The organism is Microcystis sp. M165S2 (assembly GCF_020245885.1).
Classification (GTDB): domain Bacteria; phylum Cyanobacteriota; class Cyanobacteriia; order Cyanobacteriales; family Microcystaceae; genus Microcystis.
The window spans coordinates 1-23710 of sequence record NZ_JADBTZ010000256.1 but is presented as its reverse complement, the minus strand read 5'-3'; the positions used below and the strand labels follow the sequence as shown (position 1 = coordinate 23710).

General features: G+C 43.5%; 20 protein-coding genes. 11 read left to right on the top strand and 9 right to left on the bottom strand.

Annotated elements, in window-relative coordinates; all coding sequences use genetic code 11:
* Positions 1-1562 precede the first annotated feature (1562 nt).
* On the bottom strand, positions 1563-1847 hold the full coding sequence (locus IM479_RS12975) for a hypothetical protein (protein WP_287686336.1): 285 nt from the start codon (positions 1845-1847) through the stop codon (positions 1563-1565).
* A 7-nt stretch (positions 1848-1854) separates the two neighbouring features.
* Between IM479_RS12975 and IM479_RS12970 the strand changes: the two genes are divergently transcribed.
* On the top strand, positions 1855-3456 hold the full coding sequence (locus tag IM479_RS12970) for a CARDB domain-containing protein (RefSeq protein WP_287686338.1): 1602 nt from the start codon (positions 1855-1857) through the stop codon (positions 3454-3456).
* 447 nt (positions 3457-3903) lie between these two features.
* On the opposite strand, the gene IM479_RS12965 is transcribed toward IM479_RS12970, so the two are convergent.
* Together IM479_RS12965 and IM479_RS12960 are read right to left on the bottom strand one after the other, a co-directional pair.
* A complete protein-coding gene (locus IM479_RS12965; protein ID WP_147074020.1) occupies positions 3904-4401 on the bottom strand; it encodes a thiol-disulfide oxidoreductase DCC family protein in 498 nt (165 codons plus the stop codon).
* Between the two features lie 35 nt (positions 4402-4436).
* Positions 4437-5156, bottom strand: a complete 720-nt coding sequence (locus tag IM479_RS12960) for a TerC family protein (protein ID WP_286824103.1) — start codon at positions 5154-5156, stop codon at positions 4437-4439.
* Positions 5157-5345: 189 nt separating this feature from the next.
* On the opposite strand from IM479_RS12960, the gene psaM reads away from it, so the two are divergent.
* The 5 genes from psaM to IM479_RS12935 all read left to right on the top strand — a co-directional run bounded on the left by psaM (position 5346) and on the right by IM479_RS12935 (position 10319).
* Entirely contained in the window at positions 5346-5438 is a 93-nt protein-coding gene (psaM, locus tag IM479_RS12955) for a photosystem I reaction center subunit XII (protein ID WP_012264462.1), read from the top strand.
* 215 nt (positions 5439-5653) lie between these two features.
* Complete coding sequence (locus tag IM479_RS12950) at positions 5654-6004, top strand: slr1601 family putative cell division protein (protein WP_287686339.1); 351 nt, start codon at positions 5654-5656, stop codon at positions 6002-6004.
* Between the two features lie 51 nt (positions 6005-6055).
* Complete coding sequence (locus IM479_RS12945; protein WP_287686340.1) at positions 6056-7360, top strand: glycoside hydrolase family 15 protein; 1305 nt, start codon at positions 6056-6058, stop codon at positions 7358-7360.
* Positions 7361-7417: 57 nt separating this feature from the next.
* On the top strand, positions 7418-8851 hold the full coding sequence (locus IM479_RS12940; protein WP_287686341.1) for a hypothetical protein: 1434 nt from the start codon (positions 7418-7420) through the stop codon (positions 8849-8851).
* Positions 8852-9191: 340 nt separating this feature from the next.
* On the top strand, positions 9192-10319 hold the full coding sequence (locus tag IM479_RS12935; protein WP_287686342.1) for a THUMP domain-containing class I SAM-dependent RNA methyltransferase: 1128 nt from the start codon (positions 9192-9194) through the stop codon (positions 10317-10319).
* Here IM479_RS12935 and mdh read toward each other — a convergent pair whose 3' ends face one another.
* The 4 genes from mdh to murD all read right to left on the bottom strand — a co-directional run bounded on the left by mdh (position 10320) and on the right by murD (position 16048).
* Positions 10320-11297, bottom strand: coding sequence for a malate dehydrogenase (mdh, locus tag IM479_RS12930; RefSeq protein WP_286824088.1), 978 nt, complete (start codon positions 11295-11297; stop codon positions 10320-10322).
* 26 nt (positions 11298-11323) lie between these two features.
* Complete coding sequence (locus IM479_RS12925) at positions 11324-11539, bottom strand: NAD(P)H-quinone oxidoreductase subunit O (protein WP_045361132.1); 216 nt, start codon at positions 11537-11539, stop codon at positions 11324-11326.
* A 313-nt stretch (positions 11540-11852) separates the two neighbouring features.
* Positions 11853-14504 (bottom strand): glycoside hydrolase family 10-like protein, encoded by a 2652-nt coding sequence (locus IM479_RS12920; RefSeq protein WP_287686344.1) that lies wholly within the window; start codon positions 14502-14504, stop codon positions 11853-11855.
* Positions 14505-14698: 194 nt separating this feature from the next.
* Positions 14699-16048 carry a UDP-N-acetylmuramoyl-L-alanine--D-glutamate ligase gene (murD, locus tag IM479_RS12915; protein ID WP_287686346.1) on the bottom strand — a complete coding sequence of 450 codons (1350 nt, stop codon included), beginning with the start codon at positions 16046-16048 and terminating at the stop codon, positions 14699-14701.
* Between the two features lie 161 nt (positions 16049-16209).
* Between murD and IM479_RS12910 the strand changes: the two genes are divergently transcribed.
* Together IM479_RS12910 and prfB are read left to right on the top strand one after the other, a co-directional pair.
* On the top strand, positions 16210-17322 hold the full coding sequence (locus tag IM479_RS12910; protein ID WP_287686347.1) for a DUF3747 domain-containing protein: 1113 nt from the start codon (positions 16210-16212) through the stop codon (positions 17320-17322).
* A gap of 266 nt (positions 17323-17588) precedes the next feature.
* Positions 17589-18696, top strand: a protein-coding gene (prfB, locus tag IM479_RS12905) for a peptide chain release factor 2 (RefSeq protein WP_287686349.1) whose coding sequence is annotated in 2 segments (ribosomal slippage) — positions 17589-17660 and positions 17662-18696 — 1107 coding nt in all. Because the reading frame shifts where the segments join, the coding sequence is not laid out codon by codon here.
* 194 nt (positions 18697-18890) lie between these two features.
* Here prfB and IM479_RS12900 read toward each other — a convergent pair.
* Positions 18891-20309 carry an ATP-binding protein gene (locus tag IM479_RS12900; RefSeq protein WP_287686351.1) on the bottom strand — a complete coding sequence of 473 codons (1419 nt, stop codon included), beginning with the start codon at positions 20307-20309 and terminating at the stop codon, positions 18891-18893.
* Positions 20310-20458: 149 nt separating this feature from the next.
* Here IM479_RS12900 and IM479_RS12895 point away from each other — a divergent pair, with 149 nt between their 5' ends.
* The gene (locus tag IM479_RS12895; protein WP_287686353.1) at positions 20459-20710 is read left to right on the top strand and encodes a DUF8653 family protein; all 252 of its coding nucleotides are present in this window, start codon (positions 20459-20461) and stop codon (positions 20708-20710) included.
* A gap of 112 nt (positions 20711-20822) precedes the next feature.
* On the opposite strand, the gene hemH is transcribed toward IM479_RS12895, so the two are convergent.
* Entirely contained in the window at positions 20823-21986 is a 1164-nt protein-coding gene (gene hemH, locus IM479_RS12890; protein ID WP_287686355.1) for a ferrochelatase, read from the bottom strand.
* Between the two features lie 119 nt (positions 21987-22105).
* Between hemH and IM479_RS12885 the strand changes: the two genes are divergently transcribed.
* A complete protein-coding gene (locus tag IM479_RS12885; protein WP_287079551.1) occupies positions 22106-22729 on the top strand; it encodes a class I SAM-dependent methyltransferase in 624 nt (207 codons plus the stop codon).
* A gap of 116 nt (positions 22730-22845) precedes the next feature.
* Positions 22846-23400: a YqeG family HAD IIIA-type phosphatase gene (locus tag IM479_RS12880; RefSeq protein ID WP_286823573.1), complete on the top strand. Its 555-nt coding sequence runs from the start codon at positions 22846-22848 to the stop codon at positions 23398-23400.
* The last annotated feature ends 310 nt before the right edge of the window (positions 23401-23710 follow it).

Below are 23710 nucleotides of genomic sequence, written 5' to 3'. Positions count from 1 at the left end.
TTTGTCAAGCATCATAAGTAAAATACTCGGGTTTTTGGCGATTATATCAAAATTTAACTCAATTGTCTATCTTTTGGTATTAACCTATTTGTGCCTTAAGTCCTTCTTTATATGAATTTCAGCTACTTTTGGGCGTAGGCACTCTCATCGAATTTTATTTTAAGTTAATTATTTGCATACAAATTACCGAAGAGCCATTGGTCATGAGGTTTCATCAATGGAGGGGAAGAAAAAAAACGTAAGATTAGGTAGGGTCTGCTGAAAAAGTTTTTCGGTGGGGGTTGGGGGTTGGGGGTTGGGGGTTGGGGGATGGGTTTTACCGATTTTCAGGTGGTCAACTACCTAATTTTCAGGGAAAAAGTACCTGAATTTTCCCCCTGATCACTCCCATGCCTAGCACTTTTTGATTTCAAAAAAGCCTAAAGATATTATCCAACAAGGTTTTTAGATTTATTCAGCAGACCCTAACTAAAGACGTAAAAATTGATTGACTTTACAGATCGCATGATCCAAGCTGTGTGAGTTAGATCACTCAGGTAGTCGCAAAACTCAAGTTTGAATTGCGCCTATTGGGAATTATAGTCATTTCAATTAAGATTGATAAATAAATGCCCGATTTCATACTAAATCCAGTTATCAAAGACTCATTATCTATTTCTCCTTTTGCATGAGTGCATGAGTGCATGAGTGTATGAGTGCCTGTCCTGATATGTAGCCTATACTCAACGGATTTAGTAGTATCATAAGGTTTTCATCGGTCCAGATTGTATCAAAATTATCTGAAATAACTTTAGTTTTATCCATAGATAAAAATCTATAACTAAAGACATAAAAATTTATAACTAAAGACATAAAAATTTATAACTAAAGACATAAAAATTGATTGACTTTATGGATTCCATGGTGTTATAGTAGGTGATGTAGGTCACTCAGTTGTATCGCAAAACTCAAGTTTGAGTTGAATTGCCCCTATGATTCCTTTTTTGTCAACATTTTCAAACAGATTAAGCAAATGCACAGGTAGTTGTCGTCCATCAAGGACAGGCGATCGCAAACATTAAGCTAGGACGCATTTAAATCGCTTATTCTTGGATTAGCCGAACCTCCCCCGCTACCCTTGTCCCCCCGACATCGGAGGGGCAAGGGGGGGGTATTGCCTCTTGCCTCTTGTATCGTCTCAACAAGAAGTTTAAATTGCGAACAGCTTACTTGTACTGTGAACCTGTAAATTTCTACTGACGGTGACATCGGTTTGGTGGTGGAGTGCAACGACAAGTTAAGCTTCAAGGCTTTCTGTCCTGAATACCCTTACTCTTTTCTAACTTATTAGCCATGACTTCAACCACTTCTATAACTACCGCCGGGTCATCACCAAAAAACACCGTTGATGATCAGAAGAAAGTAACTGAGAACGAGCAAATACCAAATAGTACTAAAGCAGCCAGTAAGATTGATGCGTTGTTAGAGCAGGTTATCGGTGGCAAAAATTTAAATCAACTCTCCCTAAACGATTTAAGTGTGCTTTTGAGTGGAGTTGATTTTTTAGAGGCAATTGGAGTTGACTACAAATCAAATAATGGCAAGAGCGGCAATAACAAAAATTCAGGTTCTACCCAAAGTTTTACCGCAGGTTCTACCCCAAGTTCTACCCCAAGTTTGACCTCAAGTTCTACCCTAAGTTTTACCTCAAGTTCTACCCCAAGTTCCACCCCAAGTTCTACCCCAAGTTCTACCCCAAGTTCCACCCCAAGTTCTACCCCAAGTTCTACCCCAAGTTTTACCTCAACTTCTACCTCAAGTTTTACCTCAAGTGTCTCACTACCAGATTTAGTGGGCAGTTTTGGCACGATTAATTTGCCAAGTACGGTTAACTTCGGCGCTCAGGGAAGTGCGCAGGTAATTGTCACCAATCAAGGACAGGCGATCGCCAGTGGTCCCAGTACTGTCAAACTGTACATTTCCACTGACGGTGAGATTGACAGTAACGATGCTTTGCTCACCAGTGTCAGCACAAACTTGAACCTAAATGCCGGGCAGTCAGTCACCCTAAACTTAGGGTATAACAATAATACTTCAGTCATCGCTCCGGGGGCTTACTTTCTCATTGCTCAAGTTGATGCAAATAACCAAATTGCCGAACAACTCGAAACCAATAATGTCACCAGTCAATTAGTATCGGGACTCAATACTAATGCCATCATCGACTGGAATGCGATCGCATTAAATGCGATTCAAGCCGAGGGAAAAGCAGGGCGGGGAGTTGCGCCGACAGTAGGTTCTCGCTTAATGGCGCTGGTTTCTACTGCCGTCTATGATACGGTCAATGCCTTCAACACAACTTTTCCCTCCTACGCTGTAAATGTGAACGCACCAGCAAATACCTCGTTGCAGGCGGCGGTAGTTGGTGCTGCTTATCGAGTTCTCTCTACTCAATTACCTGGACAAAATAGCTTGTTATTACAGCAAGTAGCCAATTCTCTGGCGGAGATTCAGGACAGTGCCACCGCTGAAAACAGGGGTTTTAATTTTGGCATTTTAGTAGGCAATCAGAGCATCAATTTACGCACTAATGATGGTTCCAGCAACAATACGCCTTTCACTGCGCCGTCGGGAGCCTATGTCTGGAGACCAGAAACCTTAGGACCGACTGCTGGGGTAGCAGTCGGCGCAAACTGGGGGGGAGTAGCTCCTTGGACAATTGGGAACATTAACCAGTTTGTTGCGGACAATCAACTTGATGTGACTCTTAATGGCCGTCCCGACACAAATCCTACATTGTATGCCCAAGAAATTGAAGAAGCCCGGCTCTACGGCGGCTTGCAAAACACTGCTCTCACTACCACTTTACGCAATGCAGACCAGACACAAATGGCTGTTTTCTGGGCCTATGACCGGGCTGATACCTTCCGTCCCTACGGTCAATTAAACCAAATTGCTCAAAAAATTGCGGTGAGTGAGGGCAATACCTTGCAAGAAGATGCCAGCCTATTTGCCGCGTTAAATACCGCGCTGGCAGATGCGGTAATCGTTGCTTGGAAGGCCAAATACACTGAACTCCAACCTCGCCCGGATGACGTAATTGCCGGAGGATTTGCGGCTAATGACGGGATAGCTTCTACGGTGGGCGATCCCAATTGGAAACCCTTGCTGTCACCATTAATGGGGGTTAATTCGCCACCCTTTCCAGATTATCTGTCAGGGCATTCCGCCATGGGGGGAGCATTTGCTGGAGTGATGACCGAATATTTTGGTGAAAACTATGTGTTTAGTACGGTCTCCCAAGAACTTCCCGGTGTCGTTCGTAATTTCAATAGCTTCCATCAAGCGGGAATGGAAGATGCCCTCAGCCGTATTTATGGCGGGGTTCACGTCCGTGAGGCTTGTATTGATTCTTTTGACATGGGGTTAGAGGTTGGCAATTTTGTCAGCTCAAATTTCTTTCCGCCACCTGTCTAGTATCAAGTCGAGTTAAACGAACCTGCATCAGTCCCCACCCTTCGGCAACGCACCGGTGGGGAAGGTGCAGGGGGCGGCAATTTGAGGACTCGATGTCCGAAAAATTGCCAACTAAATTTTAGGTGTATCCTGATTTTTGATATACTCCTTAAGCTTTTCAAGCGGTGGTTTGTGTTAGGCAATGGACGGGGTTATGTCACCCGATCAAACCATACTAAGTAGGGTTTGCTGAATAAATCTAAAAACCTTGTTGGATAATATTTTTAGGCTTTTTTGAAATCAAAAAGTGCCTTAGCCAGGATTGTTCGGGGGGGAAATTTAGGCACTTTTTCCCTGAAAATTAGGTAATTGGCCACCTCAAAACTGGTAAAACCCCACACCCCACACCCCACACCCTACCACCACCGAAAAACTTTTTGCCGCAAACCCTAAATACTCCCTATTTTTTTAGGAGATTTTAACTGACTGAGAACAACGATTTGATGAGTTGCATTCCAGACGTTTTTGACGTTCTGCTAAGATTGTTTTTAAATTCGGTCTTCCGGTTAAGGTTAATCGCCAAGAAGCCCAAATTTCATAGATAATATCCACTAGAAATCCAATAACCGGCCATTTGGTAGCGGCATAAATCCAACCAATGCCCAAAATATCATAGACTTGGCGAAACACTTCCACATTTTGGAGTATAGTACCATCAGCTAGTACGGCGTGGATTCGTCCCATGGCTGCCGCGAAGGAAATACCGCCATTTTCCTCTGGATTATAGTTTTCGGCGGCAATATCGACAAAAGCAACTAATCCTCTCCCAGCATCCCGTTTTTGCAGAAAATTGACCTCGCGCAAGCAGAGGGGACATTCTCCATCGTAGAGGAGTTTAATTTTCCAAGAGGGCGATCGAGTAGAATTTTCTAAGGTATCAGCAGATGGAGTCGGTAAAGATGACATGATCTTCTAGGGATTTTCTTTTCAGTGGGGGATTGTCAAGGCAATTTATCAGATTGGATGGTATCACTCTCTATGGGTTCTCGATCGTTGCGTTTTGAGAAACCCCAAGCAAAGAGGATAGCAATTAAACTAATCATAATCCATTCCGGCGGCACAAAATCGGGACTAATCACCCGCAACAGCAATCTTAAACCCACCAAACCGACGGTGACAAAACCAGCGTCTTCTAGGTGGGTGTATTCCTCTAACCAGCGAATAAATAAACCGGCCATAAAGCGCAGGGTAACTACTCCGATCGTACCACCAAGCAGGATTAACCAAGTATCATCGGCCACGGCGATGGAAGTGGTGACACTATCGAGGGAAAAAGCTAAATCAGTAACGGCAATTAGGGGGATAGCTTGCCAGAGAGATTGAAACTTGAGACTATGATGGGTGTGATCCTTGTCTTCAGGGGAGGCAAAGTAATTAAAGACTAACCAGAGCAAATATACTGCTCCCAAAAGTTCAAACTGCCAGTATTTAACCACCCAGGTGGCGGTAAGAATCAGGATCATACGGAGAATATAGGCGAAAACTAAGCCAATATTCAAGGCCTGACGTTGACGCTGATGATCTCCTAATCCCTGTGCTATGGAAGCGAGAGCAATGGCGTTATCTGCTGATAATACCGCTTCTAGGGCAATGAGAACCAACAGAATTAACGGGGTTTTTAGACTAAGGGTTAGAGATGAATCAAGGAGCGAGTCTAACATTGAGGCCGCAGGTAAAAATAAATGTAATGATGGCGATACCTCAGCTTAACGCTTTTACAACTTTCTTTTCTAGGGGAGATAACCGTCATCGGAGTGGGGAGATATGAATTCTTGTAACGAAATGATGCAGAGAACCCCGATGATGTCGGAAAGTATTGGATAAATATCTTTATGAGGAGATAATCAGCAATGCTTTCTGATACTCAAGTTTTAGTCGCTCTGGTAATTGCTTTAATCCCCGGGATTTTGGCTTTTCGTCTAGCGACGGAACTTTATAAGTAAAATCGCTTTCAATAAACCCTGATCCCGTCTGACCTAGCTATAGGATAGACCGATTGGGGTTTTTTGTATCTTAAACTAGGGGATAGGGATTTAGGGTGATAGGGATTTAGGGTGATAGGGAAATTTCAGCTAAATTCCCCACTACCCCATCTCCCCACTACCCCATCTCCCCACTACCCCAATTCCCCATTACCCCACTCCCCAACCCCCAATCTATGACCGCACGAACAGGAAACCAAACCGACAAAAAACCACAAAAAAAGCCAAAAAGCGGCAATAAATCCCAAAACTGGCAAGTTATCGAGATTTGGCTGCGAATTATTGCCTATAGCGCTCTTTCCATCACGGCAGTTTTTGCGATCGCTCGTTTGCTACCCTACCAACAGATCCAACAGGCAAAATTAGAAGAAGTGCGTTTGGCGGCCCAAGAAAAGGAGCAACGCGTTAATCAACTGCGGGATCAATTTAGTCGTAGTTTTGATCCTAGTCAAGCGCGGCAAGTCATGGGTGAACAAAGTTCCCGACGGGATCCTAATCAAAGACGCATTTTTTGGGTTTCTCAGTAGAATTGATCGAGATAAATGCGTTTTTGAGCAGATTATTGGGGTATTTTGCCGATGCTGGTTGTTCACAACGAAAAAATTCTCGATTTCATTAAATACCGCTACTCTCTAGGGGATATTCAGAGATTATCCTCGTTTTTGTCGGAAAATCACGTCTTGAGATTTCCCCACCTAGAAAATGGCTTATTTCCAGCAGCATTAGTCAGTAATGAGACAGAATACACGGGATACGCCAATGTTTGGCTGAGGGATAACGTTTATCTGGCTTATTCTCATTATATTATCGGACAGACAGCGATCGCTGTCAAGAATATTCAGACTTTGTTGAACTATTTTCAAAAGTTCCAAAGGCGTTTTATTAATATTATCGAAGGTCGAGTTAATCCTGAAAAGATCATGGAACGTCCTCATATTCGTTTTGAGGGACGTACACTGACGGAAATTGACCAAGTTTTGCAACACGCACAAAATGATGCTCTTGGCTATTTTCTCTGGTTTTATTGTCGTTTAGCACGGGAAAAATATGTTGAGCTTTCCCCCCATTGTCTAGAAACAATTGCCCTATTTCCTTTATATTTTCAAGGGATTAGTTATTGGCAGGATGAGGATAGCGGTCACTGGGAAGAAACCCGCAAAATAGAAGCATCTAGCATCGGGGTTGTGGTAGCGGGATTACGGGAATTAAAAAAGTTATTAATCGAGACAGAGATAAATCTCACAGCCGAAAATCGCAGGATTACACCAGCATTTTTAACAGAATTAATTGAGATAGGAGAACAAGCTTTATACCAGATTTTACCAGCCGAGTGTCTTCTACCAGTACCGCAGGGGAGAAGTTATGATGCAGCTCTACTTTTTTTGATTTATCCCTTACAAGTGGTGGAGACAAATATCGCCGATCAAATTCTTAATAATGTTATCGTTCACCTTCAGGGAGATTACGGTATTCGTCGCTATTTAGGTGATTCTTTTTGGTGTCGAGACTATCGCTTAATTCCCCCAGAAATCCGCACCACCGTATCAGCAGAAAGAGAAGGTTGGTTACAGGAACAAGGGAGAGGATTAAATCTAGGCCAAGAAGCACAATGGTGTATTTTTGATCCGATTATTTCTGCCATTTTTGCCCTTAAATTCCAGAGTACAGGTCAGGAAAAATATCTCAACCTACAAACCCATTACTTCAATCGTTCTCTCGGACAAATTACGGGAAAAGATTCCCCCGTTGGTGAGTTTAAATGTCCCGAATTATACTATCTAGAACAGGGAAAGTATATTCCTAATGATGCCACTCCTCTCCTTTGGACACAGGCTAATTTACAAATCGCATTAGAACTAATTAAGAAAAGTTTAAGCCAATAGTGTAATTCTATTTGACCAGATAAAATTACAACTATATATAAATTCAGGATTTAAAAAATGCCTAATAACAACAATCAACCCGATATAAATAAAGCGATCGATGTGTGTATGGAGGAGTATAAAATCCTGAGAACGGAAATTTTGCAAACTGGGCAAAATCGCACTAATGTTATTGTCTTCGGAGGCGCTCTAGTTTTGACTTTACTGGGAATTGGGATCAGTCCCATCGCTAATCTTCCCATCATGAAAGAGACAACAACTGTTACTAGAATACCCACAGATACAACTACAATAGAAAAGAAAACAGGAAATACAATAAAACAGACAATATCTCATCCAAAAGCGGATAGTAATCACACCAATCAAGAAAAAAATTCAGGGTTAGTTATTAAAGAAAAAGACACAGAAACAGAAACAATATCTCGACAAAACTTTTATAATATTCCAATTGAACGACGAATTCCTTCAGCCATTATTCTAGGAATAATAGTTCCCGCTTCTTGTATATTAATCATCCTTCTTGTTCATGGAAATACTTATCTGATTGTTAGAATTGGTAGATATATTGCCACTAATATTGAGCCTAAAATTAATGATTTATACTTTAATAATTTACCCGATGGTCAAAAGCCTATTGTTTGGGAAAGCTATATGCAAACTTTAAAAATTGAAGCAGAAGAAAATAATTGGGTTACGGTCGTTTTTGGTGGTATTGCATTAGTCGCAAATGTAGGTGGTATCTTTTCCGCAGTCAACATATTAAATAATATGGTTTTTTTAGCAATATTATTAGTTCCTTTAGTAATAATTGGATATCTCTGGAGATGGAATAGTGTAACGAGACAAAAAAATTCCGAATTAAAAGACGGTGAAGGAAGTTTAAGAAAAATTTGGTACAAAGGAATTAACGCACAAAATAAAGAGGTGAAAAGTACACGAATATTTTGGATAAACGATAGAGGAGATTTTACTTCCCTGTATGAAATAGGAGCAATGATTGATGATAGAACTAATGCTATTATTGAGATAGAAAATGGCTCGTTAAAATCGAGACTGCAAACTTTAGGTGAAGTTGACCTAGCTAATCAAGTAGAGAATACTAAAGATTTGATGGCACAACAACCAGCAAATAAACAAAACCTTTTAAATGAAATTATTAATGATTGTTTTAAAAATCTTCTTAATAAAATTAAAAATTACAGTAGAAATCCGAAATATAATCCACCTTTCTATTTTAACTTAGACGATGGTAGAAGAAAACGCATTAACAATATCCCAGAATTACTCGAATTATGTATAGATAATCCCAATAAATTTAAAGAACACATGGACAAAGGAGATTTTGAGCGTTGGCTGGATAATATAGAGATAGGAGAAACCGAACTAGCAAATATAGCTCAGGCAACTCGCAAGATAGTCCCTAACGATAATGAGCGCCTACATTATTTTCTCAGAGAATGCTGTCTAGTCTTGATTGGGAGAAACCTTTAATATTTCCTAACAAAAACTTGATTTGATCGCCAACTACCTGCAAGATAAAGAAAGAACGACTCAGGATAGATAAAACTAATGACCACAGCGACACAATTCTTAAGCATTTCTGCCTTGACAAAAGAGGATTATTATGCTTGTGATTGGGTAAAATTTTCCGATGGGCTAAATCCTACTGATTACTGTAGCATTAATCGATTTTAACTGACTTGAGCGAATCAGATAGGGAATTTACAAGGGGATAAAAATTAAAATTTTTCTGATTTCAAGCTACCAACGACCAGAGCTAATCACTGAAAACTAAAAACTGATTACTGATAACTGAAAACTGATAACTGATATGACTCGATCCTATTTTGCTACTACCGCTAGGGGACTAGAAGAAATTGCCGCTAGGGAATTAGAATTCCTGGGGGCCAAAGAAGTTAAACCCGTATTCACGGGAGTCCATTTTCAGGGAGATCTGGCCCTACTCTATCGAGTCAATCTTTGGTCAAGAATTATTTTTCGGGTTTTGGTTCCCATTGCCGAAATTCCCTGTGGGGATGGGGAGGAACTGTATGATGGCATTCAAGCCATTGATTGGCGCGATTATCTCAGCAGTGAGGAAACTTTAGCGGTACAATGTACGGGAACGAATGATCGCCTCAATCACACCCATTACACCGCTTTAAGCATCAAAAACGCTATTATCGACCAACAGCGTCAACAGGGGAATCCCCGTTCTTTTGTGGATACAGAAAACCCCGACCTGCAAATTAACGCTCATATCGAGAAAAATCGCTGTGTGCTTAGTTTAGATAGTTCTGGCCACAGTTTACATCGTCGCGGGTATCATCGGGCCATGGGAGTCGCACCCCTAAAAGAAAGTCTCGCCGCTGCTTTGGTAGAATTATCGGCATGGCAGGATGATATGGCGCTTTTGGACCCTTTCTGTGGTTCGGGAACCATTGTCATCGAAGCGACGTTAAAAGCTTTAAATATTGCCCCCGGTTTATCTCGTTCCCAGTTCGGATTTCAGAAATGGCCAGACTATCAACCGGATTTATGGCAATCTTTGGTTAAGGAAGCTAAAGAAAAACAAAAATTTCAGCTAAATGCGCCAATTTATGCTAGTGATGCCGATTATGAGGTTTTGCATCAGGCCGAGGATAATGCCTATTTTTGTCAAGTGCAGGACCATATTAATTTTAGCTTGCAAAGCATCACCGACTTAGAACCGGCGAGCGATCGAGGGATTATTCTCTGTAATCCCCCTTACGGCAAAAGATTGGGCAATACCGAAGAATTAGGCTCTTTATATAAATCCTTCGGTGATGTCTTAAAACAGAGGTTTAAGGGTTGGACAGCCTATATTTTATCGGGAAACAAAGAACTGACTAAACAAATCGGTCTGCGTTCTTCCCGTCGCACTCCCTTGTATAACGGTTCTTTGCCCTGTACCCTCTTAAAATATGAGTTGTATTAACTACACCAAAACCTTGAGACTGTCAAGAGCTAAATGAACATTTTGACGAACTGAGGCAGCAGAATTGTGTAAATCCAGACGTTCAGCATCGGTCAAACGCACTTCCAGAATACTTTCCACCCCCCGACAGCCTAAGCGACAGGGAACCCCCAGATAGACATCCTGTAGGCCGTATTCACCCTTAAGATAGGCTGCCGCCGGCAGTAAACGGGATTGATTTCTCAATATCGTCTCGACCATGGTACAGGCAGAGGAAGCAGGGGCGTAATAAGCGCCGCCAGTTTGCAGTAATTTGACGATTTCAGCCCCAGCGTTGCGAGTTCTCTCCACTAGACGGTTAATTGTTATCTCGTCCATTAATTCGGTAATCGGCACACCACTGACGGTACAGTAACGGGGTAGGGGCAACATTAAATCACCGTGACCACCCAAGACCATAGCATGAACGTCGGCGGTACTAATCCCCAATTCCATGGCGATAAAGGTTTGTAAACGGGAAGAATCGAGGACCCCCGCCATTCCCATCACTCTTTGGGGGGGTAAACCCGTCGCTTGCCAGACTAGATAGGTCATCACATCAAGGGGATTGGTGATGACGATAAAAATGGCTCCGGTCGAATACTTGAGGCATTTAGTGGCGGCCTCAACGACAATTTTAGCATTGACATTCATGAGATCATCGCGACTCATGCCCGGTTTTCTGGCTAATCCAGCCGTAATCACGACAATATCGGAGCCTGCCGTGTCTTCGTAGTTATTAGTGCCGATAATCTCGCTGTCGTGCCGTTCTATGCCCTGGGCTTCCATCAAATCTAGGGCAATACCCTGGGGTAAACCATTGACGATATCGAGGAGAACCACATCGGCGAGGTTTTTTTCGGCGATGCGTTGGGCCAGGGTGCGTCCGACGTTACCAGCACCAATAACCGAGACTCGGGGCGATTGACAGGGGAGGAGTGTATCGTAGAAGTCAACCATGGTTTATGGATGAGGCAATATCCTCATCAGGCGGGTTCCAGTTGTTCGAGCTTTAGCCACACACTGGGGGTAGGAACATAGAATTTAATCAAAGCATAATCATCTTTTATATCCAAGACTTCTGCTGTCGAGTTGAACATATAACTGGGTAAACGGCGATCGCTGGCTAGGGCTTCGAGGCTATTTTCTAGGTTTCCCGTCACCACGCGGACTAAAGCTCCTTTCTTAATTGTAGCTGCCATGTTTTTCTCGTTAAATTTGCTTGGGGGTTTCTCCCATAAATTGTTACATATTCGGGCGGGCCTCTGACAAGAGGGTGCGGGGTGTGGGGTGTGGGGAGATAGGGGTGTGGGGTGTGGGGATTGGGGGGAAGTGGGGATTGGGGGGAAGTGGGGATTGGGGGGAAGTGGGGTGTGGGGAGATAGGGGAATTTCAACTAATACCCCAAAACCCTAAAACCCCAACTCCCTAAAACCCCAACTCTCAACTCCTGAATACTGTCTCGGAGTCTCCTGAATACTGACTCCACCGACAAACTTTTTCAGTAAATCCTAATTAAAACTCAACCATTTGACCATAACTTAGGAGACTTTGTAGGGTTGCGAGGCGATTTTCCCACACCTGTATTTGATAGGCAGATAAATCTTTTTGTCTGGACATCACAGATTTAAATTTATAGCTAAATCGCTTTAAAGCATTTTGAGTTAAAGTCAAATTACGAGGGCTGGGATTATTAGCTAATTGTTCTAATAGATTAGCCATTTCGTCCACTTCTTGCCCCCAAGTTTTTAAGGTTCCCTCCTCCATTGCTAATAAATTATTCGTGATTAAAAAACTCCACTCTTGACGCAAGGAATTAAACCGCGCTGCTGCCGTTTTAAAGGGTTGACGGTGGGGTAAAGGTTCGGTTTTTTTCGTAATCATCGATCCCTGAATGCGATTAAGAATTGTTTGCAAGTTGGGATTGAGATTTTCTGTGGCAAAAAGAGCGAATCCCGAAGTGGGAAGATTGCGAATAAATTGTAGTTGATCGATCATGACTTGATCGGGTACTTTTAACAGACGGATACCGGGTATAATCAGAGCATTTCCTGCAATTTTGCGATCAAATAAAGACTGGGTTTTCTCTTCTAAAGTCCCTGTATCGAGAGCATAAGTCATTAAAAATATCAGGTCTATCCATTGATTTTGTCCCCATTCTTCCCAGTTTTGTTGAATACGATATAATCGTTCTTTTTGTTCCATGGGAAACACCGCAGCCGACATTTTTAACTGGGGGCGAATCTGTTTTAAGCGAGTAGAAACCTGCGAGACAAAAGTATCAACCTGACGGATTTTAAAGCTAGTCCATTGTTCCCATAAAGCACCCCGGTGATTTAAAGTAATCGGATCAACTCCTGTCATTTGTTTAAATAACCAACGGCTGGATTTACCATAACCATAGGTTTGATTAGAACTTTGATTCTGGAAGGGATAGCGAATATAATCTAACTGCAAGCCATCCACATCATAATTCTTGACAATTTCCTCGTAAAGAGATAAAAGATAGTTCTGTAGATCGGGATTAGCAGGATCAAAAAAGGCCTTTTTCGTGCCTTGACTATAATCAAAAGAACCACCACTTTTATTAGTTGCCCCCCAATCGGGATTACGGGATAAAACTGGACCTAGATAATCTAATGGTTGCTCTAATACTTTATTATGAGCTTGATTAGCCGCCGCAAAAACCCACACCCAGGCGTGGATTTCCATATTGCGTTCATGGGCTAATTTAACGGCAACTTTTAGGGGATCCCAACCTCTAGTTAAAGGGTTTTGTTCGGGGGCAACTTGACTGGGATAAATAGTATAACTAGCATTAACTGTCTCGAAAAAGACCACATTAATACCCGCCTCCGCCATGCGATCGAATACTTTAGCTAAATCGTCCTCATTTTTAGCTTCTACGATCGTGCCTCTATCTAACCACATTGCCCGTATTTCTGGCTGGGCAAATTGTCGATTAGTGGGATAATTATCCCAAAGACTTCGCCGCGCTTGTAACCAAAATTCCCGCGCTTGGGTATAGGCCCCCTGGGCAATTAAATTCTGAAAATTATTTAAGCTTCCTTGGGCATTTTCTAGGGCTAAACGGAATCGTCTGGCTGTATCTGAGGTGGGGGAATTTTTCCCACGATTATGAAATGCTTGTGCTAGGGATTTATCAGTATTGGATATATTACTATTACTTGCCTCTAAAGCTAAGAGAGTCGCCCCATAACGCCCGATTAATCCCTGCAATTCCGCCGTCATCTGGCTAATTTGTTGAGGAGTTAGACTTGCTCTGGGGGGAATTGCCTCGGTATTCGGACTTAATCTCGCCGTTTCACTGGGGAGATTTTCTGAAATCTGGGGTAGAGGGCGACGGGGTGCGATCGCAACGCGCTCGCTACGCGAGATCGCTGTTGGGGTATTATTAATATTATTAACTATTGTTGAGTTTCCTTGACAATAGGGCGCAATTGTGCTATGAGAAGAACTACGATTAATGCCGTAGCGTTGCAGGGCGGTTTCTAGCCAAGCACTATCGAGGGCGAGATTAGCGACGGCATCGCTGCCCCAGCGCCAACCGAGAAAGATCGAGTTATTATTGAGGACAACGGCGGGGGGATTGTTGCGCGCCCCCCAGACGGCAACGGTTTGGCTATTAACTCCCGTGGGGATAACCACACCACCGAGGAGACTGCTGGCTAGAGGTTTTTGGTTTTTCAGTTCACCTAAATTAGTCGGCCGCAGGGTGTAAGCTTGGGAGTGAGGATAGGCCCAGTAAGCCCCAAATAGCGATCGCAATTGATTACGCACAGCAGGTTCCGAAAGATTCCCCGCCGGACCGGTGACAATAATTTTACCACCGCGATTAAGCCAACGACTCAAGACACTAGCTTGTAAACCGGAAATAGTCTCGACGTTGGGGATGATTAGAACCTTAATTTTATTTAAATCCGCGTCGCTTTGCCACTGATTACTCTGGAGAATGCAGTAATTAACCCCGACATTTTGCAAACGCTCAGTGATAGCTGTCCATTGATTGGCATTTTCTTGACTTTTTAACACTGCCACCGGTGTCGCTAAAACTGGGATCGGCAGCAAGACACCCACACAGGACAAAAGACAGGCAATTAGGGGTTTTTTAAAAAGATGATCAAGATGGAAGGACGATCCCAGCACGTTTTTTCTCTTATTTTTTTTAGTTAACTCCTCCTGATTTTACCCAACTTAGCCAAAAAAGAGTATCTTTGGGAACAAAAATTGCCTCTTAGCTGTCGGCAACATGGTTTTAGGGTGTTAGGGTTTTGGGGTTTTAGTTGAAATTCCCCACTTCCCCCATCTCCTCACTTCCCCACTCCCCTATCCCCATCCCCCTACAACTGTAAGGACAATTGCCGAAAGTGATCGCCGCGATGTTCAAAACTTTGGTATTGGTCAAAACTAGCGCAAGCGGGTGATAATAACACCACTTTAGCCTCTTTTGCCAGTCCTAGTTCAGCCGCGCGTTGAACTGCCCTATCCATCGTTTCTACACATTCATAATCTTGATAACCTGCCGACTGTAAACGACGGGCAAAATCGGCGGCAGCGTCACCAATAAGCAGCACGGTGGCGACTTTTGCCTTAATTTCAGCGATCCAAGCCCGATCATCCCCTGCTTTCGCTTCTCCCCCCGCGATTAAAATCGCCGGATTCGGGACGGATTGTAAGCCCACTGCGGCCGCATCGTAGTTAGTTGCTTTACTATCATTAATAAAGTCTAGGCCTTTATATGTACAAACATACTCTAGACGATGGGCAACCCCAGGGAAAGTGGCGATCGCTTCAGTAATGGCTTTTTTCTCGATTCCTGCCAATCTAGCGGCGGCCACAGCCATAAGCAAATTCTGCTGATTGTGACTACCCACCATTTTCAGCAGATTAACCGGGGCAATTAACTCCCCAAAAGCCACGATCCAGTTATCTTGCAGATAAACACCACGACTAGGATCGCCCAAAAGCGCATCTTTACCCTTCACAGAAGTCCAATAAGCTTGTTGCCATTGACTAATACCGATTTGACGCAGATAGGGATCATCACCGTTGAGGATTTGGCGATCGCTTCTTTGCAGTAAAGAGGCTTTAATCTGATAATAATTTTCGAGGGTTTGATGACGACTGAGGTGATCGGGGGTAAAAGTTGTCCAGATGCCGATTTTCGGCGATAAATCCCGACTGGACTCGATCTGATAACTACTGATCTCCGCAATAATCCAATCGTATTTATCGGCTTTTAAAGGCAATTCACAGGCAGCATAGCCGATATTACCGCAGGAAGGAGCATTTAACCCTGCTTTTTGAAAAATAGCGGCACAGAGGGCGGTGGTGGTGGTTTTGCCGTTAGTTCCTGTAATACCCAACCAAGGAGAAGATTGCAGATAACGCCAAGCTAATTCTAATTCTCCGATCGTATCGATGCCTTTTTCTCTGGCAGTAATTAAAATCGGGGCATCCCAAGGCACCCCGGGGCTAACCACGATAAGATTAGGCAAGTCCGAAGCCTCTAGACTGAGATTTTGACCAAGATTAACCCTAATTCCTTCCCTTTCCAGATTGGTTTTGGTTACTTGTAAACTGGGAGAATCAGAGCGATCGCTTAATGTCACCTGCCAACCATCCCGTTTTAAGCATCTTGCCGCTGCTATTCCCGATCTTCCCAATCCAATAATCGCCGCTTTCGCCATCTTGTTGCCACTCTATTCAAGGGTCAATTTTTAGCAATCTCTATCCTACTGTGGATTAGGCCCTTGTAATAGCTATCTTCCAAGAAAACAAAATTCTCTCGCTTACGTCCAGATCGATAAAATAAATGCAAGTACAATCTCCATAACAACGCTCCCTATTTATGAATCTAAAATCATCCCTAAAATTTACCCTACTGTTTTCACTTCTGGGGGGTTGTCTCCTGACTACACCGAGTCAAGCAACTCTCTTTGAACAACAAGAAGTTAATCAAGAGGATTTTATCGCTATTGCCCGACCCTACGGTAACGGTAAATACGATTTACTGATTTTGCAACAAATCCCGGGTAAACGCCAATGTTGGGCGGTAAATGGCACAGAACCGACCATTGTTCAGCCTCTCTTGCTCGATTTCGATTTTACTGGCAGTTGTGAACGGGCCACCGACAGTAACGGTTATTCCCTTCGCATTCAGGGCAAAGATTACGGTTTAGAATACCTGCTGCGTATCGTACAACGCAACGGGGAATTAGTCCTTGTGGGAACCCCCCGCAATCCCAGGCAATCGGAGGTAATTATTGGACGGACAAAAGGTTTAGGGACCGGTTTAATGCAAATTTATCTCATCGATGGCTGGCGCTTTACTAAACGCAGTCTAGCCGGTCAAAATCTCAGTCATATCTATCTAACTGCCGATAGTCCCAGTTTCAATCCTCCCCCGGAATTACTCGCGGGTAATAGTTATTCTCTCCCCAGAGAATCCGTCAAAGCAGAAACACCTGTTAATCCTTCTGCCAATCCCGAAGTGCGAGAATATACCTTTACCGCTGCAGAAACAGCAGTAGAGAGCAATCCTCAGCCAGTGGTCAGTAATCCAGTGCCAGAGCCAAATTTTACCCCACCGTCCCCAGTTAACCCTAATTTACCCCCCCTGACTCCTCCCAATTCCCAGAATAATAATGCAATTGTACCACCACCGCCACCGCGCAACCTAGGCAATCCCAGAAGTTTATCAGACGTAATCACTTTTAATCGGGCTGCCGCTAATCCCAGTAGTGGTAATATGAGCAATAGTAGTCGCCAAGGTTTTAAAGTAGTAATCGAAGCTAAAACCGAGAGTGATCGCACTAGGGTTCGTTCTCTCTATCCCGACGCTTTCCCCACTTCCTACAAAGGTCGTTCTGTCTGGCAAATAGGCGCCTTTAGTAGTCGCGATAAGGCTGAAAACGTTTTACAAAGTCTTGCCCCCCTGCGCGGATCGATCGTACCATTTTAGTGAACGCTGGAACTGCGGAACGGGGAACAGAGAGTGGATAGGGGAAATGGGGAAATGGGGAAATGGGGGAGTGGGGGAGTGGGGAAATGGGGAAATGGGGAAATGGGGAAATGGGGAAATGGGGAAATGGGGAAATGGGGAAATGGGGAAATGGGGAAGTGGAGCATTTGGCTGAAATTTCCCTAAACCCCCAAACCCCCAAAACCCTATCACCCCATCTCCTGACTTCTAGAGTAACTGATAACTGATAACTGATAACTGAAAACATGGAAATATCGGAACTAAAAAAAGGTATCGAGATAGTAGGATCGCGCCTGGGTAAAACCCAGGACTATCTTTGACTTACCCACTTTAAGAGCTAAAATTAAAGACTTAGAACAGGTAGCGGCCGTCCCCACTTTTTGGGATAATACCGATACTGCTCAAAAAACCCTGCAAGAACTAAATGAATGTAAATCTTCTTTAGAAACCTATCAAAGTTGGTGTGGACAATTAGAAGATACCAAGGCAATTATCGAGTTATTAGAATTAGAATCCGATCGAACTTTACTAGAAGAAGCAACGGACAATTTAACTCATTTACAGCATGACCTCGATCGCTGGGAATTGCAACAGCTTTTAAATGGTCCCTATGACGCAAAAGGAGCGGTTTTAACGATTAATGCGGGGGCCGGGGGAACCGATGCCCAGGATTGGACAGAAATGCTCCTGAGAATGTATTCTCGCTGGGCCGAGAAACAGGGATATAAAGTCACTTTAGCGGAAATATCAGAAGGAGATGAAGCGGGAATTAAATCGGTGACAATTGAGATTGCCGGAACTTATGCTTACGGTTATCTGAAAGGAGAAAAAGGCACCCATCGGTTAGTAAGAATTTCCCCTTTTAATGCTAATGGTAAACGTCAAACCAGTTTCGCCGGGGTGGAAGTGATGCCAATTTTGGGCGATGATGCGGTGAGGGTAGAAATTCCCGATAAAGATTTAGAAATTACCACCACTAGATCCGGGGGAAAAGGTGGCCAAAATGTTAATAAAGTGGAAACTGCTGTGCGGGTAGTTCATCTTCCCACAGGTATCGCTGTGCGTTGTACCCAAGAGCGATCGCAATTACAAAATAAAGAAAAAGCCCTAGCTTTATTAAAAGCGAAATTGTTAATTATTGCTCGGGAACAACAGGCTCAAGCGATCGCTGAAATTCGCGGCGATATGGTGGAGGCCGCTTGGGGGAATCAAATCCGTAACTATGTTTTTCATCCCTATCAATTGGTTAAGGATCTCCGCAGTAATGTGGAAACCACCGATGTTACCGGGGTAATGAATGGGGATTTAGATAGCTTTATTGAAGCCTATTTGCATTGGGGAGGGGAAGTGTGAAGAAATGTATCACTGTTGTCGCCAACAAGTCCCACTCCTGTGTGGAAATGATGATAAAATCTCCTCTTTGAAAAATGTCGATTTGCGTTAAAACACTTTTTTGCTTGCTGTATAAGGGTTTCGCCGATTTGACATCCCTAAAATGGATTTGCGTTAAAGCACTTTTTAGCCTTTCGACTTCGCTCAAAGCTAGTCTAGGCCCAAAAGGGTAGATAACGAGCATAACGAGTTGATTTAGATTCAGATTCGTCGGATTTAATCAGTCCCGCTTCTTTAGTTGCACCGATTAGTAGAGACACAGTGGCAGCTCTTGACTCGTCTAAATGAAATCGCTCTCTTAAGCTCTGGTTAGACATCCGTTGATTATTGATATATAGGAGACAACAGTGCTGATAACAAGCGCGAATACGGTCAGATTGACTCATTTTGCCAAAATCCTGATGAGCGAATAGGATAGAAGTTGTTCGGACCTCACCTACTCTAAAATCTGGTGCAGGAAGTTGAAATTTCTCGGCAGCGGAAATAACTTTATCAATACCACTGCCCTTTTCTTCACAAACGCCAAAACGACGCATTATGTCAGCTAATTGCTCATTACGGGAGCGATATTCGTCTATAAAGCGTTCTACTTTGATAAAAGGAATACCAGGGTTAGAGATTTCTACTCGATCATCATACATTTCAATCATCACCGAAGCACCTGTAGTGAGAAAGTCCTGATGAATCAAAGCATTGGCGATGAGTTCTCGCAAAGCTTGTTTAGGAAACATTTTCACTTCTTCCCTAAGAACTTCTTCGATCATGCGATTTTGAGGGGCTAAATCGTGGACAAAATTAACTAAACCCTCAAAACCCACAGCATATCCCTTAATTCCTGTCTGTTCCAGCCGAGTTTTAATTTTACCTGTTCCCTCGTAGATAATCACTCGTGCTGCTTTACGGGCTAAGGTAGGGGAAAAGCGATCAAGTTGTTTGGCCAGAAGGATGGCAGATAAATTAGGAATTGTCCAACCTTTTGATGTTTGGTCAAGGAGTTGATCGCTTTGTAGCCTTTCTAGAACAGCATCACGATGGCTAGGATAAGGAAGCTTGAGCAATTTAAAGTAGGTTTGGGTGTCGAGTAGGTCAATAACCTCATCTGGACTAGCATGAGAGCGAGCGGATTGACAAAACCAATCTTGTTGATCTTCAGCAAAAATGCGCTTAAGCAGATCAGGTGTCATGGGTACTAAGTCTTCCCCTGCTCGCATTAGATAAGCGCCTTCAAAGGCGATAGGTTGTCCTGTGGGACGGGTTGGCACTTCAAAAACCAAGACACGACCATCAGGGTGGGCCAATTCGGTGATTTCCACACGCAAGCCAAGTTTTTGAACGATTAGCGATTTAATGCTGTTAATTTCTTCTGGTGTAGGAAAGGCTTGTGAACCAACAATTTTACGGGGACGTTTATCGGTAACACCTAAGATAAAATGGCCACCTCTTTCATTAGCAAGGGCGACGCAATATTTTAACAGTTTGTTTGTATCAAATTGATTTTTAGCCTCTTTAAATTCTAGTCGCTCATTTTCCACTGGAGCATTTAACCAACCTTGTAGGGTCTCTAGGTTTATCATGCAGTAATCTCCTTATGGGTGGGAATTTACGTTGGGGGGGAACAGTGCAGGTTATACTGATTCCTAAGATGAGAGCAGCTCTATTTTCTCGCAAATTCTGTTCTTATTGGCTTGTCAAGCTATTTATCCTCTACTAAGAAGAAAAATCAATGGTTATTATCGAGATTACCAATGTGGAAGAAATATTGAGCGCAAAAATTGGCTCTTTTGCCGCTAAAATTGTCCAAGCCCTAGCAGATGATGAGGCGAAAGTGGAAGAGGTTCTCATCAAGGAATTACTGGCTAATTTTCAGGAAAGGGGCATTAAAGCTAATCTGTTTAGCGTCACTGGGTTAGATATGCTCGGCAATGGCAGGCTAGAAGTTAACGTTAATGTTCGTTCTGCTAATATGATGTCCTAAGAGAAGATAAAATCGCCAATGGTTGGGTTAAATATACTTAAACCCAACCTTGTCTTGGTGGTTACACAGGGTGAGAAATTACCGTCAAAGGCAATTGCAGCGAAGATCGGGGTTATAATAAACCAACAAAATGTAACGGTCCTTGACCAGTAATTAATTCGATAATAATTGCCAGAAAACCGATCATCGCTAATCGACCATTCCACACCTCGGCTGCCGTTGTCATCCCCCATTCCCAACGCTCCTGGGGATACATTTTCATATTCGCTTTCGGACGGGTAATTTGCTCGAAAGTGGTGGGTTTCTCGTCTAGGGATTTTACCACTAACTGGGAGAGAGATTCGATAAACATCGGGTGAGTGTTAAGAGCCGGTACTCGCTGAAAATGTTCAATTCCCGCTTCTTCCGCCACTTCTCGGTACTCTATATCGATTTCTTGCAGAGTTTCGATGTGTTCCGAGACAAAGCTAATCGGCACGACCAGTAAATGCTTAATTCCCTGCTCTCCCAACTCTTTTAAAGCATCTTCAGTGTAGGGTTTTAGCCATTCCACCGGACCGACGCGACTTTGATAGGCTAAAGTGTACTGATTGGGTCGGTTGAGCGTACGCATGATCGCCCTAGTGCATTCTTCAATTTGCCTTTGATAGGGATCTCCCGCTTCCTCCACATAACTTTGGGGGACACCATGGGCGCTAAAAAAGATATGTACTTGGTCGGGATTAGTACACTGCTCTAATTCTCGCGCGATCAGATCGGCCATAGCACTCAGATAAGTGGGATGATCGTACCAAGAGGGGATGAGAGTATATTCCGTCAAACGCAGATAGGGGTCTTGCTGCCACATTTCCTCCAGCACACGAAAACTGGAACCACTGGTACTGATGGAAAATTGGGGATAAAGGGGCAGAATAACTAATTTTTTGATATGATCCCGTTTAATCCGCTCGATCGCTTCTTCGGTGAAGGGATTCCAGTAACGCATCCCGATATAAACGCTCACCTCGCGACCCATTTCCGCGAGACGTTGTTGCAGTGCCGTGGCCTGTGCTTCCGTAATCTTGAGTAAAGGGGAGCCACCACCAATCTGACGGTAATTTTCCTGGGATTTACTCGCTCTTAGCGTCGATATTAACCAAGCTAACGGTTTTTGTAATCCTTTGATCGGCAAACGGATGATTTCTGGGTCAGAAAAAAGGTTAAATAGAAAAGGACGCACATCCTCTAACCGCTCCGGTCCACCCAAATTTAATAATAAAACCCCAACGCGACCCATAGTGTTAACAGATAATTTTTAAATTTTCAGATTCTTTACCAAGTTTAACAATATATCGGTGGAACCGTTAAAACAAATTACAGACAATATAGAACTTAATCAAATCTTGGAGGTTGATCTTGGCGACAATTTTACGTCCCCTCAGTTATCAATATCAATGGCTTTACGATGGTATCTCCCGTCTGGCTGCCCTAGCAGTGGGTGGGGAGTCCCGTTTTCGGCAATTAGCCCTAGAAGGTTTAAAAATCGCTAAAAATGACCCTATCCTCGATCTCTGTTGTGGTGCGGGTCAAACCACCCGTTATTTAGTACCCCTATCCGATCGCTGTACCGGTTTAGATGTCTCTCCTGTGGCCCTGGAGCGAGCTAGTTTAGCGGTGCCGCAAGCGCATTATGTGGAGGGATTAGCCGAAAAAATGCCCTTTAATGCCGGAGAATTCGCCCTTGTCCATACTAGCGCCGCTCTCCACGAAATGGAACCAGAGCAGTTAGAGGAAATCCTCAAAGAAGTGTATCGAGTTCTCAGACCGGGGGGAATTTTTGCCCTCGTGGATTTTCATCGACCCACTAACCCGCTTTTTTGGCCTTCTTTGGCCCTATTTTTGCAATTATTTGAAACCCATACCGCTTGGCAGTTTATCGATACCGATCTCATCCGATCTTTACAGGCGCTCGGTTTTCGTGATTGTCAACAAAAATTATACGCTGGTGGCAGTTTACAGGTGATTCAAGCGGCCAAGTGAAAGGATTGGTCGGGCCAGATTTTCAGAGGCAGTCAGTCATTTATACTAAATAAGTCCATGGTTTTTTGAGCAAGCTGAGTTCGATCGACTCAGTGCGAGTTATTTTTGAGAAGTTAATGACTAGAGCAAAAATTCTACAACCTGATTTAATTTTAGGGGATACGATTCTCGGTCTCAGTCTGGAGATTTTGAGTCAGCATCAAATTAAAGGATTGATTCTCGATGTGGACGATACCCTTGTTCCCCTCCAGGAAACGACGGTTTCTGACGATTTACAGCGTTGGGTCGATTCCTTGCGTCTTTATCTACCGATTTGGTTGGTAAGTAATAATCTTAGCGAAAATCGGATCGGTGCGATCGCTGATAATTTACAACTTCCCTACCTTCTCGGTGCGGTGAAACCCTCTCGACGCAAACTCCGGCAAGCGATGGCAGCCATGAGTCTCCCCCCCCAACAAATTGCTATGGTTGGCGATCGCTTGTTTACCGATGTTTTAGCGGGAAATCGTCTGGGAATGTTTACCATTCTGGTGAAACCAATGGTAAATCCCTTGACGGGGGAGCAAGCTTATCCAATCCACGATTTTGAGGTATGGCTATCACAAATTCTCGGCGTTTCCCTCCATCCGCAGCATTACTTAATAAAACCTGACCAATCGTCACAGAAGTAAATATTAAAAAATAATTAAGTATAGAGGAAAGGAGGGAAAAGTAGGAAATACTACAGATAATTTCAAAGGAGGTCAGCCGAGTTGACATCCTCGCCGCCGTAAAACGGACGGCGATTCCTCACCACGCCACTTTTTTAGGGTGGTCGCTGAACGGGGTTGACGCTTCACTGAAAAACGCTTAATTGCTTAAGTCTGACACTTTCGACCCGTCCGTTTTGAGTGTCCGAATGCCCTCCGGCCACTTTGAACAAGTCGAAAAAATCCAATGTTCAACCTTATTTCCTAGAAAGTTTTACTCGTTCAAGGCCGA

What these genes read in the sequence shown, in the direction of transcription:
- IM479_RS12935 (WP_287686342.1), top strand. Translation starts at nt 9,192, where the DNA reads ATGACTCGATCCTATTTTGCTACTACCGCTAGGGGACTAGAAGAAATT.
- IM479_RS12940 (WP_287686341.1), top strand. Translation starts at nt 7,418, where the DNA reads ATGCCTAATAACAACAATCAACCCGATATAAATAAAGCGATCGATGTG.
- mdh (WP_286824088.1), bottom strand. Translation starts at nt 11,297, where the DNA reads ATGGTTGACTTCTACGATACACTCCTCCCCTGTCAATCGCCCCGAGTC.
- IM479_RS12950 (WP_287686339.1), top strand. Translation starts at nt 5,654, where the DNA reads ATGACCGCACGAACAGGAAACCAAACCGACAAAAAACCACAAAAAAAG.
- IM479_RS12960 (WP_286824103.1), bottom strand. Translation starts at nt 5,156, where the DNA reads ATGTTAGACTCGCTCCTTGATTCATCTCTAACCCTTAGTCTAAAAACC.
- IM479_RS12945 (WP_287686340.1), top strand. Translation starts at nt 6,056, where the DNA reads ATGCTGGTTGTTCACAACGAAAAAATTCTCGATTTCATTAAATACCGC.
- IM479_RS12925 (WP_045361132.1), bottom strand. Translation starts at nt 11,539, where the DNA reads ATGGCAGCTACAATTAAGAAAGGAGCTTTAGTCCGCGTGGTGACGGGA.
- IM479_RS12900 (WP_287686351.1), bottom strand. Translation starts at nt 20,309, where the DNA reads ATGATAAACCTAGAGACCCTACAAGGTTGGTTAAATGCTCCAGTGGAA.
- IM479_RS12965 (WP_147074020.1), bottom strand. Translation starts at nt 4,401, where the DNA reads ATGTCATCTTTACCGACTCCATCTGCTGATACCTTAGAAAATTCTACT.
- IM479_RS12880 (WP_286823573.1), top strand. Translation starts at nt 22,846, where the DNA reads ATGACTAGAGCAAAAATTCTACAACCTGATTTAATTTTAGGGGATACG.
- psaM (WP_012264462.1), top strand. Translation starts at nt 5,346, where the DNA reads ATGCTTTCTGATACTCAAGTTTTAGTCGCTCTGGTAATTGCTTTAATC.
- IM479_RS12895 (WP_287686353.1), top strand. Translation starts at nt 20,459, where the DNA reads ATGGTTATTATCGAGATTACCAATGTGGAAGAAATATTGAGCGCAAAA.
- murD (WP_287686346.1), bottom strand. Translation starts at nt 16,048, where the DNA reads ATGGCGAAAGCGGCGATTATTGGATTGGGAAGATCGGGAATAGCAGCG.
- hemH (WP_287686355.1), bottom strand. Translation starts at nt 21,986, where the DNA reads ATGGGTCGCGTTGGGGTTTTATTATTAAATTTGGGTGGACCGGAGCGG.
- IM479_RS12910 (WP_287686347.1), top strand. Translation starts at nt 16,210, where the DNA reads ATGAATCTAAAATCATCCCTAAAATTTACCCTACTGTTTTCACTTCTG.